Here is a 20,373-nt window from a genome sequence, read left to right on the forward strand (position 1 = left end):
GAGGGGCTGCCGGTGACGTGTCCGACCGCCGGCTGGCTGACGGTCTCCGCCGGCCAGCGGGCGGGAGCACCCGGCGCGGGCTGCGGGCCCCTTCCCGAGCCCGTCACCGCCGCCGGCGGCACGGCGACGATCCCGAACTGGTCCGAACTGGTCGCCGTGCAGCAGGCCGGTCCTTTCAAGGCCCGGCTCGGCCTCCTCGCCGACGCCGTGACCGCCGCCGGGGGGAAGATCGCGGCCATCGGACCGGGAGCCGCCCTGGCCGCCGCCGACGGCTCCGGCAGGGTCGCGACGTACGCCGCGACACCCGCCGCGCTGCCCGACCTCACGCCGTACGCCCTCGTCGTCGCCGAGGCGGGGGAGATCACGCAAGCCCGGGTGGATGACGGGCGCGGGCAGGCGCGGCGGTCGGCCGTGAGCGCGGCCGACCGGACCGTCGCCGAGGTGCTCGCCAAGGTGCCCGCCGGTTCGACCGTGCTCGTGGCGGGGCTGTCCGACTCCCCCGGCCGCGGCGAGGGCTCCATCGCCCACCTGCACGTCGCGATCGCCTCGGGCGGGCCGTACGGGCACGGGTGGCTGACCGCCGCCTCGACCCGGCAGCGGGCGCTGGTCACGATCACCGACGTCACGGCGACGGTCACGCACCTGCTCGGCCTGCCCACGCCCGAGGGCGCGGTCGGCCGGGCGTGGTCGGGCGGCGGCGCGGCGCCGCCCGTGAGCGAGGCGGCTCCCAGGCTGGCCGACGCCGACCTCGCGAGCCAGGTGCTCAGGGAGGTCAGGGAGCCGTTCTTCATCACGCTGGTCGCCGCGCAACTGCTCTTCTACGGCCTGGCCGCGCTCGTGATCAGGCGCCACCGGCGGATGCTGACGACCACGCGGGTCGTTGCGACGGTCAGCGGCGCGCTCCCGGTGTCGATCTTCCTGGCGCAGCTCGTGCCCTGGTGGGGCTTCGCGCATCCGATGCCCGCCCTGCTCGGCACGATCCTGGGCTTCGCCGTCCTGGTGGCCGGGCTCGCGTACGCCGGGCCGTGGCGCCGCCACGTGCTGGGGCCGCCCGCCGTGGTCGCCGGGATCAGCTCGCTCGCACTCCTCGCCGACGTGGTGACGGGCTCGCGGCTGCAGGTGAACGCGGTGGCCGGCTACGAGCCCGTGACCGGCGGCCGGTTCTACGGCTTCGGCAACATGGCCTTCGCCGTCTACTCGACGGGCACGATCCTGCTCCTGGCGGCCGTCGCCCACGCGCTGCGCCGCCGGCCGAGGCTCGCCGTGGCCGTCTGCGTGGCGTACGGCCTGCTCGCGATCGCCGGGGACGGCTGGCCGACGTGGGGCGCGGACTTCGGCGGGGTGCCGTCGTTCGTCCTGGGCGTGGCGGTGTGCGTGCTGATGGTCGCGGGCAGGCGGGTGTCGGTCCTCCGGCTCGGGCTGATCGCCGTGGCGGGGGTCGTGCTCATCTCGCTGATCGCGGTGGCCGACTGGCTGCGTCCCGCCGACCGGCGCACCCACCTCGGCGCGTTCGTCCAGCAGATCATCGGCGGCGAGGGCGGCTCGGTCGTCGGGCGCAAGCTCGGGGCGATGCTCCACACGCTGGGCAATCTCCCGCTGACGCTGCTGTCGCTGGTCGCGCTGGCGTTCCTGTTCCTCGTGCTGGCCCGGCCGTCCCGGTGGGGCGCGCCCGCGCTGAGCCTGGCCTACGAGCGCGCGCCGGAGCTGCGGGCCGGGCTGTTCGGCGCGCTCACCGCGGCGTTCGCCGGGTTCCTGATCAACGACTCGGGGATCGCGATTCCGGCGATGGCCCTGACGGTCGCGGTGCCGCTGGCGCTGGCGGCGTCCGTACGCGCGCTCCAGACCGCGCCGCCCACCACAGCAGCGCGATCGTCAGCGCCAGCAGGAGCGACGGCGCCACCCAGCCCCTGACCACGTCGACGAGCCACCTCAGGTCGTCCGGCTGATCCGTCTGACGCGCGGGCAGGTAGGCGAGCGAGAGCACGGCGAGCCGGGCGACCAGGAACGCCTCCAGGCCCGGCCAGGCGACCAGGGCCAGCAGCGCGAACCCCAGCCCGTCATACCAGGGCAGCGCGTACGGCGTGGAGAACAGCCAGGCCACGGCGACGGCCAGGGCGACCACCGGCCCCTCGCGCTCGGCCGCCGGACGGCCGCGCAGCAGGAGGGCGGCGAGCGCGGCCAGCAGGAGCAGCGACCCGGCCTGGATCCACACCCGGTAGGCCCCGGACCCGAACACCCCCTGCAGCGCCCTTTGGGCCAGCTTCCACGGCGTGGCGAGCGAGACCGACTTGCTGGCGTTGAGCAACTGGTCGAGCGAGTGGGGCCCGGCGAGCAGATATGCCACGAGCACGGTCAGCGCCGCCAGCCCGGCGACCAGCGCGAGCCGCCGGGGGCTCCGGCGCAGCTCCCACGCCGTGCCCAGCGCCACCAGGCCCACGGTGGCCTTGACCGCGACGCCGAGGCCGAGCGGCACGCCCCGGCGGGCGACCAGCCCGGCCACGACGAACGCGATCGCCACGGTGTCGAGGTGCATCCCGGCCACGAGCTCGTAGACGATCAGCGGGTTGGCCGTCCACAGCAGGGCCGCGCGGCGCTGCCGTACGGGATCGCCGGAGGTGGCGCGGTGGAGCAGCAGGCCGGTGGCGACGAAGGCGGCGGCGTTGACCAGGGCCATCACGAAGACCGTCAGGCGGACGGAATCGCCCCCCACGTGGCTCGCCAGCGCCTGTACGGCCGTCGCGACCGGGCCGTACACGCTGGGCGTCCCCTTCCACTCCTCCACCCGCCCGACGACCGGATCGGCGGGAAGGTCGGCGGGCACGGTCGCGTACGGGTCGTGGCCGAGGACCGCCATCCGGCCGTACGCGGCGTAGTTGAGGTGGTCGGCCGACCCGGAGGGCGGGAGGAACGCGAGGACCGCGGCGGCGGCGCACCCGGCGACGACGAGCGTGCGCGCCCGCGGCATCCGGTCGGCGTACGCGAGACCGGATGCCAGGCCGGCAGTGCCGAGGATGAGCGCCGCGGCGGCCAGCGCGACGACGAGGTGGCCGTCGGGCGCGAGATCGAGCGAGTAGGGGGGCTGCCACGACGGCCCGGGCAGCCCGGGCACCATCGCGGACGGCCCGAGGACCCCGATCGCGATCGTGAGGACGATCGACAGGCCGCCGGCGGCCGGGGCCAGCCGGGCGGCGAACCGTGCGCGCCCCCTCGAATCCACCCGAGAATTCCACCACACCGGCCCGCCGACGTGGGCGAAGCCACCAGGTGGCCCGGCTCGACAGCCCGGCTCGACAGCGCGGCTCAGCGGCGCGGCGGGCGGAGGGCGGCGCGCGCCTGGTCCACGGCGGGCTCGCGGGCGGCGAGGGCCAGGCCGACGTCGCGGAGCTGCTTGGCCCTGTGCAACTGGGAGCGCCAGTCGGTGCCGGTCGCCCGGTGCGACATCTCGACCTCGACCTCGGTCACCCGGAAGCCCTTCCTGAGCAGGTCGACGGTCATGCCGGTCTCGACGCCGAAGCCGTGCGCGAGCGGCCGGGCCGCCTCGAACGCCGCCCGGGTGAGGCACCGCTGCCCGTTGAGCGGCTGGGTCGCCTCCCAGCCGGTGAGCCGCTTGATGCCGTCGCGGGCCAGCCGTACGACGATGCCGTGCCCGCCGAGCTTGACCCTGGTCGCGAACTTCGCGATGGTCAGGTCGGCCTCGCCCGCGCGTACCGGCGCGATCAGCGGGAGGGCGGCCGCCGCCGTCTCGCCCAGGTCGGCGTCGAGGAACAGCAGGTGCCGGGGATGGTCCTCGTCGAGGAGGCGCACGGCCTCGGCGCCGCTCTCCATCGCCGCCGCCTTGCCCCGGTTGCGGCTGTGCCGTACGACCCGGGCGCCCGCCGCCCTGGCCACCCGGCCGGTCTCGTCGGACGAGCCGTCGTCGACCACGACCACGAGATCCACGCCGGGCAACTTCAGGGCGGCGGTCACGGTGGCGCCGATCCGGTCGGCCTCGTCCTTCGCCGGGATCACCACCGCGGTGTCCGGCTCGGGCACTGCCATCTCCCCCATGCGCCTAGCCCTGATGCTCGGCCGTGAGCAGGTCGGCGGGCACCGTGTCGTGCACGGTGAACACCGAGTCCAAGCCGGTGACCTGGAGAATCTTGCGTACCGCTGGTCTCGGGGCCGCCACCTCCAGCGTGCCGCCCCGCTCGCGCAGCCGCTTGAGCGCCGACAGCAGCACGTTCATGCCCGTGGAGTCGCAGAACTCCACTCCGGACATGTCGATGACCACCCGGTCCGGCCCGGTCTCCAGCAGACGGGTGAACTCCGCCTGCAGCCGGGGCGCGGTATATAGATCGATTTCGCCGAAGACGGCCATGACGGCCTGACCGGCGTGGGATTGCGTCGCGACTTTGAGCTCCACGAGGCGCACACTAGCGTCGTCCCGGCCCCGGGTCACGCTCCATCGGATTCATCGAAGAGTCGTCCGCCCTTTGTCCCCGATTCCGGCCCCATGTAAACGCCGAGTGCGCGAAGCTTGACGCTATGCGACACCGGCGTCGCCGGATGGAGGGCCCGGAACCTCCGCGTCTTGGTCGTCACTTCGCAAAGGAGGGCGGGCGCCGAGCACAGCGGGCCCGAGAGCAGATGAACAGTGAGATACCCGAGGATCCACAGCGGCGCGTCCTGCGCGAGCATCTGGAGACCATCCAGGTGCGCACCGAGAAGGCCTCGTCGTGGCGCGACGCGGCCGAGCCGCTGCGCGGCCTGGTCAACCGCGAGGGGTACGTCCCGGTCAGCGCCCGGCTGGCGGCCGAGGACCTCGATTTCCTCGCCGAGGCGCGCGAGGAGCTGCTGAGCTTCTCCGAGCTCGGCATCCGGCTGCTCGATCTGCACCAGCCCAGGGACGCGGGCGGCATCTCGAGCGACGCGGCCAACCCGATCCTGCGGTGCCGCAGTTGCATGTGGCGCTGGCCGTGCCCCACGTTCCGGGCCATGGCGGAGGCGTTCACCCCGCGTCAGCGGGACGCCGCCCCGGACGTCCCCTCCTGGCGCGGCCAGCTGGAGCACCAGCTCGACCCGTGACCTCGGCGGCCGGCGCCGCGCCGACCTGCGCTTTCGTGCCGGGTTCTGCGACGCCAAGAGGCGCAGAAGTCGTCATTAAGTGTTCGCCAGGGAGGCGTTCCTAACTTCCCCTGTGTAAGGGCCGGCGTGCCGAGAGGGCCGCCGGCCGGCACAGGAGAGGACCGCGGGGCCCGGACGTCGAAGGGCTTGCCAGGTCCCGGATGGGAAGAGCGTCATGAAACTGGTCTACAAGGTCCTGGCCTCACTCGTCGCGGCCGAGGTCGCCGTACAGGCGATGATGGTCGTCCTCGGCGACGCCGGGCTGTTCAAGTACGTCGAGCAGGGCGGCGTGATCGACAAGGCGGCCGCGGAGAGCGGGGGGATCGAGTTCCCCGAGTTCTTCGCCTTCGTGGTCCACGGCATGAACGGGATGATGGTCATCCCATTGATCGCGCTGCTCCTGCTCGTCTCCTCGTTCTTCGCGAAGATCCCCGGAGCGGTCAAGGGGGCCGCCCTCGTGGTCCTGCTCGTCGCGGTCCAGGTCTCCCTGGGCCTTCTCGGCCACCAGATCCCCGCCCTGGGCGCCCTGCACGGCCTGAACGCGCTGCTGCTGTTCAGCGCCGCCGTCCACGCCGCGCGTCGCGGCCGCGGCGCCGTGGTGAGCGCGCCCGCCCAGTCGCACGCCCGTGTCGAGACCGTCGCCTGACGACATCTCGCATGAACGGGACTCGCCGTCGCGGCGCCCGCCTCCGGCTCGCTCTGGCGGGCGCCGCGACCATCGCCCTGCTCGGCCCTCTGGCCTGGATGTGGCAGGACAGTCTCATGCCCGATGCGTACTCCGTCATGGACATGGGGTACGCGGACTACGGCGGCGCTCTCACACACGTGGGGGCCACCTCCGGACACTCCGAACACTCCGAACACTCCGAACACTCCGAACACTTCGAGCACTCGGAACACAGCGGGCACTCCGAGCACACGGCGTCGGCGCGGAGCCTGACGTCGTTGACGGCCGACCCGGACCGCGCGGCCGACGTCGCGATCACCCTGGTCGCGCGCAGGCAGCGGTTCCGGCTGCCCACCGGCCGCTCGGTTGACGGATACACGCTGAACGGCGCCTCCCCCGGCCCGGTGATCCACGCCACCGTCGGGCAGCTCGTGGAGGTCCGCCTGGTCAACGAGTCGGTGCCGGACGGCATCACGCTGCACTGGCACGGCGTCGACGTGCCCAACGCCGCGGACGGGGTCGCCGGTGTGACCCAGGACGCGGTCGGCGTGGGCCGGTCGTTCACCTACCGCTTCGTCGCCGGCCAGGCCGGCACCTTCTGGTACCACTCGCATCAGGTGTCCCACGAACAGGTACGCCGCGGTCTGCTGGGCGCCCTGGTGGTGACCCCGGCGGCGCGACCACCGGCGGGCACGGCCGACGTCGTGGCGCTGCTGCACCTCTACGACGGGGCCCGCACGATCAACGGGCGGGAGGGAGACGTCCGCGCCGAGGCACGTCCCGGCGAACGGGTGCGCGTACGGGTGATCAACACGGAGAACGGCCAGACGCCCGTATGGGTCGGCGGCGCCCCGTTCCGGCTCGCCGCCGTCGACGGCACCGACCTGCACGAGCCCGCTTCCGTACGGGACACCGCCGTGACGGTCACGGCGGGAGGCCGCGCCGACATCGAGGTGACCATGCCCGAGGACGGTTCGCCGGTGCGGGTCCACATCGGCGGCCCGGCCGGCGTCGTGCTCGGCTCGCGGTCGTACGACGCGCCCGCCGTCCCCCGGCCCTCGACCACGCTGGACCTGCTCTCGTACGGCACGCCAGCGCCGCTCGGGTTCGACCCGGACCGGCCCGATCGGCGGTTCGACTACGAGATCGGGCGCCGCCCGGGCTTCCTCGACGGGCGTCCCGGGGTCTGGTGGACGATCAACGGCCACATGTTCCCCGACGTGCCGATGTTCGTCGTCGCGAAGGGCGACGTGGTGCGGATGCGCATCGTCAACGACAGCGGCGAACCACACCCGATGCACCTGCACGGCCACCACGCCGTGGTGCTGAGCCGAGACGGCGTGCGGGCGACGGGCGGCCCCTGGTGGGTGGACTCGCTCGAGGTCGGCACCGGCGAGTCGTACGACATCGCCTTCGTCGCCGACAACCCCGGCATCTGGATGGACCACTGCCACAACCTGCCGCACGCCACGGAGGGGCTCGTCGCCCACCTCATGTACGAGGGAGTCACCACGCCCTTCACCGTGGGCGGGACGGGCGGGAACAAGCCGGAATGACCTCCGGTGGCCACCGGCGCCGCGACGGTCTCGTGACCCTGGAACGCTCCGGCCCCCCGCCTGAACCTTTCATGACAGGCGATGTCACCCGCGCCGGATCGGGCTCCGGTCCGCGCGGCGACCCCGCATGTCACCGCGCCGGGACCCCTGACTGCGAGGGCCACCGGACCGCATCGCGTCGTCTCATCGGTTGATCTCCGTCGCCCCGATGAGAACGTGATGACGGCTGCTCGCATGATCAGCCCGCGAAGGGAGGAGTCTCGCATGGTTAGCACGTTCCAGTCCTGGGGCGACCGCCTGCTGGCCCGTCTGGTGCCGAGGACCGAGGCGTCGGCCGCCGTGCCGTGCTGGTGCCCGGGCTACAGCCAGGCCGGCCCGAACTGCCCCTGCAACAACGGCGTACGACAGGTGTGCTGCTACGGCGGCAACTACGGCTACTACTGCTACAGCCAGGCCTGCTGAGGTCCGGCGCGGCGGGGCACGCGCGGGCGACGGCCCGCGCGTGGCCTCGGCCGGCCCGGCCCCGGGGATGTGCCGCGGATGCGCTGGGGCCGTCCGCCCGGTCCCTGCCGCCGGGTCACCTCTCGGCGATCACGTGTCGCGGCGGAGTCCAAGCCGAAGGGGGAAGTCGTGAACTACCTGCTCCTCGCCTGCCGGATGGCCATCGGGCTGACGTTCCTGGTCTCACTCGCGTCGAAGCTGCGCGGGCGGGAGTCCTGGCTGCGGTTCGCCGACGCCACGGCACGGTTGCTTCCCGCCCGTATGGGGGCCGTGGGAGCCGAGCGGCGCCACGCGCTCGCGGCCGTGGCCGCCGTCGCGGAGGGGGCCGTCGTCGTGCTGTTGACCGTCCCGGCCACGGCGTCGGCCGGGTTCGCGGTGGCGCTGGCCGCGCTGGCGGCGTTCTCCTTCGTCATCCACGCCGCGATCCGCAGGGGGCTCGCGGTCCCGTGCCACTGTTTCGGCGGCCGGAAGCTGCCGGTCGGGCCCGCCGACCTCACCAGGAACGCCCTCCTCGGGCTGATCGCCCTCACCGGCCTGGCGCTGACGGTCCTCGTCCCCGTACGCGGGCCGGCCGAGCTCGCGGGAGCGGCGGTCGCGGCCCTGGCCGCGCTCCTGGTCACGGTCCTGGTCGTGCTGACGGGGGAGATCGCCGACCTGTTCGGGCTCACCCGGGAGAGCAGGTAGCGGTGGCCCATCCGGTGCGGAGGCGGCTGGTCCTCCTTCCCGTCGTGGCCGTGGCGCTCTCCGGCCTGGCCGTGGTCGCCTGGCTGCGCCGGCGGTTCGTCCTGGTCGAGGTGTCCGGCACGAGCATGCGGCCGAGCTTCCGCACGGGAGATCGCGTCCTGGTGCGGCGTGTCCCGTCGCACGGCGTACGGGTGGGCGAGGTCGTCGTGGTCGAGGCGCCACGGCCCCGGGGTCACCAGCCGGGGCCGGAACGGAAGTGGCACATCAAGCGGGTGGCGGCGGTCGGGGGCGACCCGGTGCCCGCGCGGGTGGCGGACGCGCCCGCGCTCCGGAACGCCGACCGGGTGCCGGCCGGTCATCTGGTCGTGCTGGGGGACGACCCACGCTCGAGCCTGGACTCGCGCCAGCGCGGCTTCGTGCCCGCCGACCGGGTCCTGGGAGTGGTCCTGCGGCGGTTGCCGCCGGACGGCAGTCGCTGAAAATCACGGCCCAAGCAGGGAGATCTCATGCCGTTCCTCATCGCCTTCGTCGCGGTCGTCGGTGTCCTGTGCGCCGTGGACCTCGTCCTGTCCGTGGGCATCATCAGAAGGCTCCGTGAACACTCGGAGGCGTTGGCGGCGTTGCGCCGCGGACCCGAGGTCATGGCCCCCGCGGGGTCGGCCCTCGGCCCGTTCACCGCCGTGACCACGGACGGGGAGACGGTGTCCGACGACACCCTCCCCGGGACGCCCACGCTCGTGGGCGTCTTCTCTCCGGGCTGCCCCGCCTGCGCCGAGCGCATGCCGTCGTTCGTCGACGCCGCCAAGAACCGCGCGGGCGGGAGGTCGTCGGTCCTCGCCGTACTGGCCGGTCGCGAGGAGGACGTCGCGGCGGAGCGGGCCGCGCTCGAACCGGTCGCCCGTGTGGTGATCGAAAGCTCCGGCGGCGGCCTCACGAGGGCGCTGTCGGTGTCCGGGTTCCCCGCCTTCGCGCTGGTCGACGCCTCCCGCACGATTCTCGCGAGCGGCACCAGCATGGAGGGCCTCGGCGCGTGAAGGCCGTCTGGGCGGCCGTACGGCTGGCGTGGGAGGCGGGCAGAGCGAGGCTGGCGGCCTACGGCGCGCTGATCGCGGCAGGCGCGGTGATCCCACCGGCCATCGCCTGGCTGACCAAGGCCGTGCTCGACCTGGTCGCCCACGGGACGGCGACCCCGGCGTCGATCGCCTGGCTCGGCGCCGCGCTCGCCGCCTGCGGGACCATGGCGGCCGTCGTCCCCCAGATCACCCTGTATCTGCGGGAGGAGATCGGCAGGAGGATCGGCGTCGTCGCGCAGGACCGCCTGTTCGCCGCCACCGAGCGGTTCGTCGGCCTGGCGAGGTTCGAGGATCCCGCCTTCCTCGACACGCTCAGGCTCGCGCTGCAGTACGGCGGCGCCACTCCCGGCATGGTGGTCATGGCCGCCTTCGGGATCGTCAGGTCGGTGCTGGCCGGTGTGGGCTTCCTCGGCGCGCTCGCCCTGATCAGCCCGTGGATGGCCGTCCTCGTGGCGGCCACCGCCGTGCCGGGCCTCGCGGCCGAGGTCTGGCTGTCCCGGCGCCGTGCCGCGATGCTGGTCGGGATAGGCCCGAACGAGCGCAGGGAGTTCTTCTTCCAGGACCTCCTCCTGAGCGCCCAGGCCGCCAAGGAGATCAGGCTGTTCGGCCTCGCGGGCCACCTTCGCGGCCTGATGCGCGAGCAGCGCACGGCCGCCGACGCCGAGCGCCGCCGCTCGGACCGCCGGGAGACGGCCGTCCAGAGCGTCATGGGGGGCGCGAGCGCGCTGCTGGCGGGGGCGGGTCTGGTCTGGGCCCTGCTGGAGACGCTCGGCGGGGGCCGGAGCGTGGGGGACATCTCGCTGTTCGTCGCCGCCGTCGCCGGAGTCCAGGCGGCGATCACCGGCCTGGTCGGTGAGATCGCGACGATCCACCAGCAGGCGCTGCTCTTCGGCCACTACCTGTCGGTGCTGACGGCCCCGCCGGACCTCCCCGTACGGCCCGAGCCGGGGCAGGTGCCCGGGCTGCGGCGGGGGATCGAGTTCCGCGACGTCTGGTTCCGATACTCGGCCGAGCACGAGTGGGCACTGCGCGGCGTCTCGTTCACCATCCCGTACGGGCACTCGGTCGGCCTGGTCGGCCGCAACGGCGCGGGCAAGAGCACGGTGGTCAAGCTGCTGTGCCGGATGTACGACCCGGAGCGGGGCGCGATCCTCTGGGACGGCGTCGACCTCAGGGATGTCGATCCCGCGCAGTTGCGGCGGCGGATCGGCTCGGTGTTCCAGGACTACATGACCTACGACATGAGCGCGGCGGAGAACATCGGCCTCGGCGATCTCGACGCGATGGGGGACCGGGAGCGGATCACCGAGGCGGCCGGCCGGGCGGGGGCCGACGGCTTCGTCGGCGCGCTGCCCCGCGGCTACGACACGCTGCTGTCGCGGATCTTCCTCGACGGCGGCGAGGCGGGCGTCCACCTGTCCGGCGGTCAGTGGCAGCGTCTCGCGCTGGCACGCGCCTACCTCAGAGGCGGACGTGACCTGCTGATCCTGGACGAGCCCAGCTCGGGCCTGGACGCCGAGGCCGAACACGAGATCCACAGCGGGCTGCGGCGGCACCGGGCAGGGCGGACCAACCTGCTCATCTCCCATCGTCTCGGCTCGATCCGGGAGGCCGACCTGATCGTGGTCCTGGACGAGGGGCGGGTGGCCGAGCACGGCTCGCACGCCGACCTGCTGCGCCTCGGCGGCCTGTACGCGAGCCTGTTCGCGATCCAGGCGGAGGGCTACCAGGTCGGCTGAGGGCCCCGTCAGGCCAGCGGCAGCGTGATCGTGAACAGGCAGCCGGGGCCCTCGTTGACCACGCCGATCTCGCCGTCGTGGGCCTCCACGATGCCCCGCGCGATGGCGAGGCCGAGCCCGGCGCCGCCGTCGGGGCCGGGTGTCCGCGCCGCCTCGCCGCGGAACGCGACGTCGAAGACCCGGGGAAGGTCCTCCTCCGGGATGCCGCCGCAGCCGTCCAGCACGGACAGGCGGGCGGTCGTCTCCTCCGCCGACGCCCGCACGACGACCGTGCCCCCGGCGGGCGTGTGGCGGATGGCGTTCACCACCAGATTGCGTACGGCCCGGCCGAGTTGCCCGGCGTCCGCGTGCACCGGGACCCGCGGGTCCGCCTCGCCGGTCAGGTGCACGCCCTCGGCGCGGGCCAGCGGCTCGACGGCGGCGAGGGTGTCCGCGACGAGGTCGCCGAGCCCCGTGCGGGTGAGAGTGGGCCGCAGCGTGCCCGCGTGGATGCGCGACAGCTCGAACAGGTCCTCCACCATCCCGGCCAGCCGGTCGACCTCCACCCTGATCTGGACGTGGTAGCGCTTGACGGTCTCGGGGTCGTCGGCCACCCCGTCCTCCAGGGCCTCCACCATCGCCCGCATGCCCGCGAGGGGGGTGCGCAGGTCGTGGCTGACCCACGCGACCAGTTCGCGCCGCGCGCTCTCCAGCGCCCGCTCGCGCTCGTGGCCCAGCCGCAGCCGCTCGTACGCCTGCTCCAGTGCGGTGCTGATGGTCTGCAGTTCGGCCGGGAGCGGCGCGGGCGGCGGGGTGAACCGGCCGGAGGGCGGCACGCTCTCCAGCGCGCCCACGAGGCTCCTGCTGGCGCGCACCACCGTGCGGGCGTTCACCAGCGCGACGCCGAGGCCCACCAGGCCGCCGATGCCGACGACGGTGAGCACGATGTTCTTCGGCCGCCCGTCGATGATCATGGCGAGGGTGATGGCGACCACCCCGGCCAGCGTCGCGGAGACCGTCACGGCCGCGACGACCGCGAGCATCACGCCGATCGACCGGCGGCGCAGCACCCGCAGCAGCGCGAGGCCGAGGGCCGCGATGACGAGGCCGAGCCCGGCGGCGACCGCGACGATCTGGACGATCACGACAGCGGCTCGTAGCGGTAGCCGACGCCCCAGACCGTGACGATCCTGCGCGGGTCGGTGGGGTCGTCCTCGATCTTCTCCCGCAGCCTGCGCACGTGAACCGTCACGGTGGAGGAGTCGCCGAACGACCAGCCCCAGACCTGGTCGAGCAGGGCCGTGCGGCTGAACGCCTGGCGGGGATTGCGCAGCAGGTAAGCGAGCAGGTCGAACTCCCGGGCGGTCAGCGTGATCTCCTTGCCGCCCAGGTGCACCTCGTGGGCGCCGACGTCCACCACCAGGTCGCCGTCGCGCAGCACGCCGGTGCCCGTCGGCACCAGCGCGCCGCGGGCCCGCCGCAGCACGGACTGCACGCGCAGGGCCAGCTCGCGCGGGCTGAACGGCTTCGTCACGTAGTCGTCGGCGCCGGTCTCCAGGCCGACCACCCGGTCCATCTCCTCGCCGAGGGCGGTCAGCATGATCACCGGCACGGGCCAGCGCTCCCGCAGCTTCCGGCAGACCTGCAGGCCGTCGAGCTTGGGCAGCATCAGGTCGAGCACCATCAGGTCGGGCGGGTCGGCCAGGGCCCGCCGCAGCGCCTCGGCCCCGTCGCCCACGCACTCGACCTCGTGGCCGTCCCGCTCCAGGTAGCGGGCCACCACCTCGGCGACGGTGGGGTCGTCGTCCACCACGAGGACACGGGCGGGGTTCTGGGGAGACTTCGAGGCCGGCACGCCCTCAACGGTAAGTCCGCCGGGCCACCCGGCCGAGTCCCGTCACCGTCTCGTAAGAACCGGCCACGCGCGGCGCCGTCATGACCGTCTGTTGGCGAACCGCCGCCCGACGCGATGATTCACGTGAAACTTCCCTGAATCCCGGGTATGGGAACCGATTCTGGATCAAGCTCGCGGTTGTCGGTGCCACCGCGTACCTTGGGGCCATGGCCCGTACCGTACTGACCGTACTGGGGATCCTCCTGGCCCTATGGCTGGTGTTCGGATTCGTGATCCCCGCCCTGTTCGCGACGCTGAAGTTCCTGCTCATCATCGGGATCATCGCCCTCGTCGTCGTCATCGCGGTCACCGTCGTCGGGAAGCTGTCCCGCTGACGTGAACGCTCTCCAGGCCGCCATCGGATCGCTCGTCTGGCTGCTGGCCGAGTTGGCCGCCGGGTCCTCCGGGCCCGGCGCGCTGACCGCGGTCGGCCTGGCCGGCGCGGCCGTCCTGGTGTTCGCCTGGATGCTCTGCCGGCTGACCGGCGTCCCTGTCGTGGGTCAGGGGCCGGGCAGGCCGTCGTACAACGGTGAGACGGCGATGGTCAGGCTGCGCGATCCCGGCACGCCTGGCCGTCCCCGTCCCCGCGCGCCATCCGGAAGCCCCGCGCTCGTCTGACCGGCCATCCGGTCACGAGCGCTTTCGTCATGCCCTCATCCACCGGCAGAAGGTCACAGACGAAAGGCTTCCCATGTTCGACTTCGTGCTCGATCCCGCATACCGGCTCATCGACGCCCTCAGCCACGTCACCGGCGGCGGGCTCGCGATCGTCCTGGTCACCCTCGCCGTACGGCTGTCGCTGCTGCCGCTGAGCGTACGCGTCGCCCGTGCCCAGCGGATCCGGACGCGGCTCGCTCCCCAGGTGGACAGGCTGCGCACGCGGTGGAAGAACGACCCCCAGCGGCTCCTGCGCGAGGTGAACGCGTTGTACGCCAAGGAGGGCGTCGGCCAGTTCACCGGCTACCTCCCGGCGTTCGCGCAGTCGCCGTTCTTCATGGTGACCTACCGGCTGTTCACGGCCGCCGTGATCGCGGGGCACCCGAACCTGCTGCTGGCGCAGAGCGTGCTCGGCGTGCCGCTGGGGGAGCACCTCGCGGCCGCGGTCGCCGGGGCGGGCCTGGTCAGCCCCGCGGCCGGGGTGTTCGCCGCACTGCTCGCGCTGCTCGTCGTCGTGGCCGTGATCGCCGCCCGCAGGGTCGAGCCCACGGCGCCGATGCGGCGCCTCCAGGTCCTCGCGCCGTTCTGGACCGTGGCGGTGGCGGCCTTCCTCCCGCTCGCGGCGGGCGTCTACCTGCTCGTGAGCAGCGCCTGGACGACGGCCGAGCGGGCCGTCCTCTACCCGCGCACGGCGTGACGCCGACGCGGGCTGGAATGCTGAGGACATGACCCCTGACCACGTGATCGTGACCTGGGCGGCCGGGGACACCGGCGGGGACGGCCTGCGGGCGCTCCTGGCCGCCTACCACCTGCGGACCGAGGCCGAGAAGGGCGTCCCGGTGGCCGGCCAGGAGCGGCTGCCCGAGCGCTACCGGGTGGAGGTCGAGGACCCGGGCACGGCGTTCGCGGACGACGTCGTGCTGGTCGCGCGTCGCGGGGACATCGCGATCGGCTGCGTGGTGCTCGCGGCGCCCGTCGAGGGGCGGGCGGAGATCAAACGGCTGTGGGTCGCCCCGGGCGAGCGGGGCAGGGGCGTGGCCGGCGCGCTCGTCCGCGCCGCGCTCACCCGGGCGCACGCGACCGGCCTGCGGTCGGTACGGCTGTCGGTGTGGCGCTGGCGGACGACGGCGATCGCCCTCTACGAGCGGCTCGGCTTCACCGTCACCGAGTCGTGGGACTCCCGCGACGACCTGGTCTGCATGGAGCACGCCTTCGGCGGCGGGGGCGCGGCGTAGCGGCCGGCGCACGCCGTAGTGGTGGGGGCACAGCGTAGCGGCGGGGGGCGGAGCGTAGCGACAGGCACGCGGGCGGGTAGCGGCAGAGGCGCGGGTAGCGGCCGGGGGTGCTCAGCCGACCTCGCGCAGCACCGGGGTTTCGGACAGCTCGTGATGCCCGTTTCGGGGGGGCCATGAGGCGGGGACGACGGCCCAGACGGTGGTCGCCTCCTCCTCGTGCCTGACCCCCCAGCGCTCGGCCAGGTATTCGACGATGCCGAGTCCACGGCCGCCGAGGGACGACAGCGTCGGGCGGCCCGCACGCGGTTCCGTACACGCGCCGCCGTCGCTCACGGCCACCTCGACCTGGGTGTCCGAGCAGAGCCACGCCACTTTGAGCTGGCCGGACGGGAGAGGGTGGGCGTGGCGCAGCGCGTTGCTCAGCAGTTCGCTCATGATCAGAACGACGTCGTCGACGGCGGAGGCGATCAGCCCCGCGTTCGAAAGTTCGGCGCTGAGGCGCTGACGTGCGACGGCGACGCTCGACGGTGCGTACGGCAGCATCACGACGCTCGACGCACTCACCTCCCCGTTCCCCCCGTTTCTGCTGCACGAGCCAGTACGACCGAAATGCCCCGCTTACTCGGCCGGGAAACCGTGCCCCGGATCACAGCTTGTGCACATTGGACAATAGTTCAGTCCTTAAGTGGTGACGCCACGCTCCGATCTGTCTTATCAGGATGAAGATCCTGCCGAGGTCAGCACCAGCCGCATACGGGTTCCCCCGCCGGATCGGGGCAGCGCGGCGACGTCCCCGCCCTGGGCGCGGGCGAGGTTGCGCACGATGTACAGCCCGAGCCCGACCCCGCCGAACCTGCGCCGGTTGCCGCTGTCGGCCTGGACGAACCGCTCGAAGATCCGCTCCCGGTCGCCCGCCGCGATCCCCACTCCCTCGTCGTCCACCACCAGCACGACCCGGTCGTCCTCCGGCCATGCCTCGACCCGGATCAGGCCGCCGTCCGGGGAGTACTTGAACGCGTTCTCCAGCAGCTGGGCCAGCAGGATGTCGGTGGCCAGCGCGTCCCCGTACACGAAGGGGAGATCGGGCGGGATGTCCACCTCCAGCCGGTGCCGGTCGGACAGGACGGGCAGCCCGAGCGTCGCCGCGTGCACCCGGGCGGCCAGGTCGAAGGGCTCGACCTTGACCTTCAGCTCCTCCGCGCCCGCCCGCGCGCCGAGCAGCAGGTGGTCCATGAGCTGCCCGAGCGACCGGGCGCGCTCGGCGATCGTGTGGACCGCCGACCGCCGCTCCTCGTCGGACAGGTGGTCCCAGCGGGAGTCGAGCGTGCTGGCGAAGCCGTGCACGATCGTGATCGGCGTACGCAGCTCGTGGCTGGTGGTGGCGAGGAACAGGTCCTTGGCCTCCTCCAGTTCCTTGGCCCGGGTCACGTCGCGGAAGTCGACGACGGTCTCCCCCGTCTCCCGGATCTCCGCGCACAGCACGTCGAGCCATCGGCCGGACGGAAGCTGGAAGGTGAGCTTCTCCCCCGGCGCCGGCAGCGGGAAGGGCGGCGGCCCTCCGATCACCCGGTCCGCCGGGTGGCCGGTCAGCTCGGCCGCCGCCGGGTTCCACCGCACGACCGCGCCCGCGCCGTCCAGCACCGCGATGCCGTCGGCGCTGGCGTCGAAGACGGCCCGCTCGTGCGCGCGCTGCCGCACCGCGTCCTGGTACGCCATGGCGTTGGCGACCGCGATGCCGGCGTGCCCGGCGAGCAGTTCGAGCAGTTCGAGCTCCAGATGGCTCGCCTTGCGCCGGGCGAACAACGCGTAGAGCGCTCCATAGGGGCGCCCGCCCACGGCGGCGATGCCGACCGCGATCGTGTGCAGGCCGGGCAGGCGCGCCCAGATCAGGTCCTGGAAGCCCTCCGGGCCGGTCTCGAGCAGCACGGTCTTGCCGGTCCGCAGCAGCTTGGCGACCAGGCTGGTGTGCAGCCCGGCGGTGGCCCCGCGCAGCGTCTCGGGCAACTGGTGGACGCCGACCAGGCGCAGCCGCTCCCCCTCGATCGACACGAAACCGCCGGCGTCGGCGCCGGTCAGCTCGGTCAGGCTCGCGGCGATGCGGTCGAGCACGACGGGCAGGTCGAGCTCGGCGTTGATGTCGCCGACCACGTCGGTCAGCCGCCGCACCAGGCGGGCGCGGCGCACCATCCTGCCGTGCGCGGCGTCGTCGTCCTCGGCGGCGTGGTAGACGCTCACGTACCCGAGCAGGACGCCGCCCGGCGAGCACAACGCGCTCGTGTCCACCCGCAGGTCGAGCAGCCGCCCGTCGCGGTGGAGGCGCTTGGTGGTCAGCGACACCCGGCCGCCCGCGCGTACGCGTTCGAGCACGGCGTTGTGCTCGGCCATCAGCTCGTCGGGCACGATCGGGGCCCGCCTGCCCAGCAGGTCGGACGCGGGCCAGCCGAACAGCCGCTCGGCCGCCGCGTTCCAGCTCAGCACGGCCAGGTCGCGGTCGAGCGCGACGATCGCGTCGGGGGAGCCGGCCAGGACCGCACGCGCGAGGCCCTCCTCGACGGCCCCGAAGACCGCGGGGGCGAAGGCCGCGACGTCCGGACCCCCGGCGTCGGCAACCACGGCGTCCGCAACCACCGTGTCCGGAATCGCGGCGCCCGGAACCGCGGGGGCGAAGTCCGCCGCCCGGCCGTCCACGCTGCTGTCACCCACGTCCCCATCGTGCCTTCTTTCACCTTTTGATCTTGGGGTTTTCCGTCACCTCGCGACCGCTCCGATACGCTGCCTGCACGCAGAGAAGAGAAAGTGGGGCGCCCATGTCCACCGAGGACCTCGAAGCCCTGCTCCGCGTGACCTCGCCGGGTTACGTCGGCGAGACCCCGCCCGAGGTCGCCTTCGGCACCACCGACACGCCGGTGGGCCGCCTGGTCCTCGCGGTGACCGCGCGCGGCGTGCTGGCCTGCACCTACGAGGACGAGCACGGGGTCTTCGCCCGGGTCTCCCGCGCCGTCGGCTCGTTCATCGGGCCCGACCCGCGCCGCCTCGATCCTCTGCGCAGGGAACTGGACGCGTACTTCACGAGCAGGCTGCGCACCTTCTCCCTTCCGGTGGACCTGCGCCTGGTCACCGGCTTCAGCCGTACGGTGATCCAGCTCATGACGGCCGTGCCGTACGGCAGCGTCACCACTTACCAGGAGATCGCCGAGCGGATCGGGCGGCCGCAGGCGCCCCGCGCGGTGGCCAACGCCCTGGCCGGCAACCCGGTCTGCCTGCTCCTGCCGTGCCACCGGGCGGTGGAGGGCCCCGGCTCGCTCGGCGGATACGCCGGCGGCCCGGCGGCCAAGGAGCATCTGCTCCGCCTGGAAGGCGCCCTCTGACCGCGACGCCGGCCGGGGGAGGAACCGGCCGTCTCTAACGGCGTGACCGCAGGCGGCGGACCGGGAGGGACAGCGCCACGGTCATCAGCGCGGCGACGAGGAACGCGGCGAGCGCGGCATTCATCCAGGGCTGGTGGACGAACCCGAGGGCGAGCCGGACCTCGGTCCAGATCCCGTCCCACCAGCCGACGGTCGGGGTGGAGGTGACGATCCAGTACGCCGCGAACCCGAGGATCCACGGCACCACCATGAGCCAGCGGGAGGGGGCGTCCCCGGCCGTGTTCCACCGGGCGGCCCCGCCGAGCAGGAAGTAGTCCACCACGAGCACGGCGAACATCGGCACGAACACGGCCCCGATGACGCTCAGGAACGCGCCGTAGGAGTTCACGTCGGCGAACAGCGCGATCAGCGTGGTGAGCACGCCGATCACGACCGAGATCACCCGGCGGTCCCAGCGCGGCGCCAGGTTCTGGATCGACACCGTCGTCGAGTAGACGTTCGCGAACGACTGGTCGGCCTCGCGCAGCACCAGGATGCCGAAGAACACGACCCCGAGAGGGGCGGCCACGAACGGCTCCCACACTCTGTCCCCGTCGTTGCCGACGAGCGCGAGCGCGGCGATGCCGAGGGCCAGGCAGGCCACCTGGGCGATCGTGTATCCGGCGACCACGCCGGTGAACGCCGCGCCGCTCGACCGCGAGTGCCTGGCGTAGTCGGCGGCCATCGGCACCCACGACACCGACAGCGCGATGACGTAGTCGACGGCCGGGGCGAAGGCGTCCCAGGAGCCGCCCCCCACGGACGGTCCCTTGGCGAACAGGGCGACCGACAGCCAGATCATCGCGATCACCACGCCCGCCGTGACATACCGCCGCAGCAGCCGCAGCGCGCCGAGCGGCCGGATCGTCAGCGCGATCGTCAGCGCGCCCGCCGCGACGGCCCACACCGCGTACGGCACCGAGGTGCCGAACAGCGCCTGCGCGCCGTTGGCGATGACCCACAGCTCGAAGGCGCCCCAGCCGAGCATCTGCACGATGTTCAGCACGGTCGGGATGTACGAGAGCCGGGCCCCGAACAGACCGCGCAGCAGCACCATCGCGGGGCGGCCGGTCCGCGTGCCGGGGATCGCGGTCAGGCCGACCATGGCCGTACCCAGCAGGCTGCCGACGACGGCGGCGAGCACCGCCGCGGTGAAGGTCAGCGGCTTGCCGCCCAGCGGGTCGAGCAGGAACAGCGCCCCCGAGAAACCGAGGAGGCTGACCCCGAGATTGGCCCAGAACGCCCCCTGGTCGAGCAGGCCCAGGGTCCTCGGGGCCTCCTCGTCCAGGGTGAGCGGAACCTCCGCGTGCGCGTCGTCGACGACGGCAGAAGTCATCACACGCTCCCTACGCCGGCATTATCCGGACAGGTTCATGCGGTCGGCGGCACGAGTTCGATCCGCCCTCTCAGCCCGGTCACGCCCGAGCTCCCGCGGGTATTGATGATGTCTTTGTGATTATGACACTGGTTTGACCGTTTTCCTACGCCGCCCTGTCCCTAGGCCACGTAGGGCGCCTCACCGGTCTCGCTCACCATCGGACGCCCCACGGCGGCCCAGGACCGCATGCCGCCGTCCACGTTCACGGCGTCGCGGCCGATGTGGTTGAGCCACATCGCGGCATGCGCCGAGCGGCCGCCGACCCGGCAGACCACGTACACCGGCCGGTCGTGCGGCACCTCGTCCACCCGCGCCTGCAGCTCGCCGAGCGGGATGTGGACGGCGCCGGGGGCGTGGCCGGCCACCCACTCCTCGTTCTCGCGGACGTCCAGCAGGTACGCGTCCTCGGGCAGTGCGTCGGGGGCGATTTCCGGCAATGTCATGCGCCCATTCTGACGCCACGCCGCCGATGCCCGGGCCCATGCCGGGAGCTGTGACCC

General features: G+C 73.2%; 22 protein-coding genes and 1 riboswitch. Of the genes, 13 read left to right on the forward strand and 9 right to left on the reverse strand.

Annotated features, from left to right (window positions below; translation table 11 throughout):
- Positions 1-1,756: 1,756 nt before the first annotated feature.
- The 3 genes from mptB to Msi02_RS29465 form a co-directional block, all read right to left on the reverse strand.
- Positions 1,757-3,217, reverse strand: a complete 1,461-nt coding sequence (mptB, locus tag Msi02_RS29455; protein WP_239108798.1) for a polyprenol phosphomannose-dependent alpha 1,6 mannosyltransferase MptB — start codon at positions 3,215-3,217, stop codon at positions 1,757-1,759.
- Between the two features lie 83 nt (positions 3,218-3,300).
- Positions 3,301-4,047: a glycosyltransferase family 2 protein gene (locus Msi02_RS29460; RefSeq protein WP_239108799.1), complete on the reverse strand. Its 747-nt coding sequence runs from the start codon at positions 4,045-4,047 to the stop codon at positions 3,301-3,303.
- A 4-nt stretch (positions 4,048-4,051) separates the two neighbouring features.
- Entirely contained in the window at positions 4,052-4,402 is a 351-nt protein-coding gene (locus tag Msi02_RS29465) for an STAS domain-containing protein (RefSeq protein ID WP_030511009.1), read from the reverse strand.
- Between the two features lie 224 nt (positions 4,403-4,626).
- Between Msi02_RS29465 and Msi02_RS29470 the strand changes: the two genes are divergently transcribed.
- The 8 genes from Msi02_RS29470 to Msi02_RS29505 all read left to right on the forward strand — a co-directional run bounded on the left by Msi02_RS29470 (position 4,627) and on the right by Msi02_RS29505 (position 11,323).
- Complete coding sequence (locus tag Msi02_RS29470; protein ID WP_239108800.1) at positions 4,627-5,064, forward strand: hypothetical protein; 438 nt, start codon at positions 4,627-4,629, stop codon at positions 5,062-5,064.
- Positions 5,065-5,278: 214 nt separating this feature from the next.
- Positions 5,279-5,749, forward strand: a complete 471-nt coding sequence (locus Msi02_RS29475) for a hypothetical protein (protein ID WP_204051252.1) — start codon at positions 5,279-5,281, stop codon at positions 5,747-5,749.
- Positions 5,750-5,760: 11 nt separating this feature from the next.
- Positions 5,761-7,326 (forward strand): multicopper oxidase family protein, encoded by a 1,566-nt coding sequence (locus Msi02_RS29480; RefSeq protein WP_204051253.1) that lies wholly within the window; start codon positions 5,761-5,763, stop codon positions 7,324-7,326.
- 264 nt (positions 7,327-7,590) lie between these two features.
- Positions 7,591-7,788, forward strand: coding sequence for a hypothetical protein (locus tag Msi02_RS29485; RefSeq protein ID WP_204051254.1), 198 nt, complete (start codon positions 7,591-7,593; stop codon positions 7,786-7,788).
- A 168-nt stretch (positions 7,789-7,956) separates the two neighbouring features.
- On the forward strand, positions 7,957-8,511 hold the full coding sequence (locus tag Msi02_RS29490) for a MauE/DoxX family redox-associated membrane protein (RefSeq protein ID WP_204051255.1): 555 nt from the start codon (positions 7,957-7,959) through the stop codon (positions 8,509-8,511).
- 2 nt (positions 8,512-8,513) lie between these two features.
- Positions 8,514-8,990: a S26 family signal peptidase gene (locus tag Msi02_RS29495; RefSeq protein ID WP_204051256.1), complete on the forward strand. Its 477-nt coding sequence runs from the start codon at positions 8,514-8,516 to the stop codon at positions 8,988-8,990.
- 27 nt (positions 8,991-9,017) lie between these two features.
- Positions 9,018-9,545, forward strand: coding sequence for a TlpA family protein disulfide reductase (locus tag Msi02_RS29500; RefSeq protein ID WP_204051257.1), 528 nt, complete (start codon positions 9,018-9,020; stop codon positions 9,543-9,545).
- On the forward strand, positions 9,542-11,323 hold the full coding sequence (locus Msi02_RS29505; RefSeq protein ID WP_204051258.1) for an ABC transporter ATP-binding protein: 1,782 nt from the start codon (positions 9,542-9,544) through the stop codon (positions 11,321-11,323). The genes Msi02_RS29500 and Msi02_RS29505 overlap by 4 nt, the downstream gene beginning before the upstream one ends.
- 8 nt (positions 11,324-11,331) lie before the next feature.
- Here the strand turns inward: Msi02_RS29505 and Msi02_RS29510 are convergent, their stop codons facing one another.
- Together Msi02_RS29510 and Msi02_RS29515 are read right to left on the reverse strand one after the other, a co-directional pair.
- Positions 11,332-12,447, reverse strand: coding sequence for a sensor histidine kinase (locus Msi02_RS29510; RefSeq protein WP_204051259.1), 1,116 nt, complete (start codon positions 12,445-12,447; stop codon positions 11,332-11,334).
- Positions 12,444-13,157 carry a response regulator transcription factor gene (locus Msi02_RS29515; protein WP_079313421.1) on the reverse strand — a complete coding sequence of 238 codons (714 nt, stop codon included), beginning with the start codon at positions 13,155-13,157 and terminating at the stop codon, positions 12,444-12,446. The genes Msi02_RS29510 and Msi02_RS29515 overlap by 4 nt, the downstream gene beginning before the upstream one ends.
- A gap of 206 nt (positions 13,158-13,363) precedes the next feature.
- Between Msi02_RS29515 and Msi02_RS29520 the strand changes: the two genes are divergently transcribed.
- The 4 genes from Msi02_RS29520 (at position 13,364) to Msi02_RS29535 (ending at position 15,088) form a co-directional block, all read left to right on the forward strand.
- A complete protein-coding gene (locus Msi02_RS29520) occupies positions 13,364-13,531 on the forward strand; it encodes a hypothetical protein (protein ID WP_204051260.1) in 168 nt (55 codons plus the stop codon).
- Position 13,532: 1 nt separating this feature from the next.
- Positions 13,533-13,814 (forward strand): DUF6412 domain-containing protein, encoded by a 282-nt coding sequence (locus Msi02_RS29525; protein WP_204051261.1) that lies wholly within the window; start codon positions 13,533-13,535, stop codon positions 13,812-13,814.
- Positions 13,815-13,887: 73 nt separating this feature from the next.
- Positions 13,888-14,550, forward strand: a complete 663-nt coding sequence (locus Msi02_RS29530) for a YidC/Oxa1 family membrane protein insertase (protein ID WP_204051262.1) — start codon at positions 13,888-13,890, stop codon at positions 14,548-14,550.
- Positions 14,551-14,578: 28 nt separating this feature from the next.
- Positions 14,579-15,088: a GNAT family N-acetyltransferase gene (locus Msi02_RS29535; RefSeq protein WP_204051263.1), complete on the forward strand. Its 510-nt coding sequence runs from the start codon at positions 14,579-14,581 to the stop codon at positions 15,086-15,088.
- A gap of 111 nt (positions 15,089-15,199) precedes the next feature.
- On the opposite strand, the gene Msi02_RS29540 is transcribed toward Msi02_RS29535, so the two are convergent.
- Positions 15,200-15,652 carry an ATP-binding protein gene (locus tag Msi02_RS29540; RefSeq protein WP_308441839.1) on the reverse strand — a complete coding sequence of 151 codons (453 nt, stop codon included), beginning with the start codon at positions 15,650-15,652 and terminating at the stop codon, positions 15,200-15,202.
- 150 nt (positions 15,653-15,802) lie between these two features.
- Positions 15,803-17,614, reverse strand: coding sequence for an ATP-binding protein (locus Msi02_RS29545; protein WP_239108810.1), 1,812 nt, complete (start codon positions 17,612-17,614; stop codon positions 15,803-15,805).
- A gap of 281 nt (positions 17,615-17,895) precedes the next feature.
- On the opposite strand from Msi02_RS29545, the gene Msi02_RS29550 reads away from it, so the two are divergent.
- Positions 17,896-18,456 (forward strand): methylated-DNA--[protein]-cysteine S-methyltransferase, encoded by a 561-nt coding sequence (locus tag Msi02_RS29550; protein WP_204051264.1) that lies wholly within the window; start codon positions 17,896-17,898, stop codon positions 18,454-18,456.
- A 34-nt stretch (positions 18,457-18,490) separates the two neighbouring features.
- Here the strand turns inward: Msi02_RS29550 and Msi02_RS29555 are convergent, their stop codons facing one another.
- Positions 18,491-19,831 (reverse strand): purine-cytosine permease family protein, encoded by a 1,341-nt coding sequence (locus tag Msi02_RS29555; protein WP_204051265.1) that lies wholly within the window; start codon positions 19,829-19,831, stop codon positions 18,491-18,493.
- Positions 19,822-19,938: riboswitch (TPP riboswitch) on the reverse strand. (Overlaps the previous gene by 10 nt.)
- A 54-nt stretch (positions 19,939-19,992) precedes the next feature.
- Positions 19,993-20,316, reverse strand: coding sequence for a rhodanese-like domain-containing protein (locus Msi02_RS29560; protein ID WP_079313429.1), 324 nt, complete (start codon positions 20,314-20,316; stop codon positions 19,993-19,995).
- Positions 20,317-20,373: the final 57 nt, after the last annotated feature.

The sequence above is a fragment of the Microbispora siamensis genome, from assembly GCF_016863095.1.
GTDB classification, from domain to species: Bacteria; Actinomycetota; Actinomycetes; order Streptosporangiales; family Streptosporangiaceae; genus Microbispora; species Microbispora siamensis.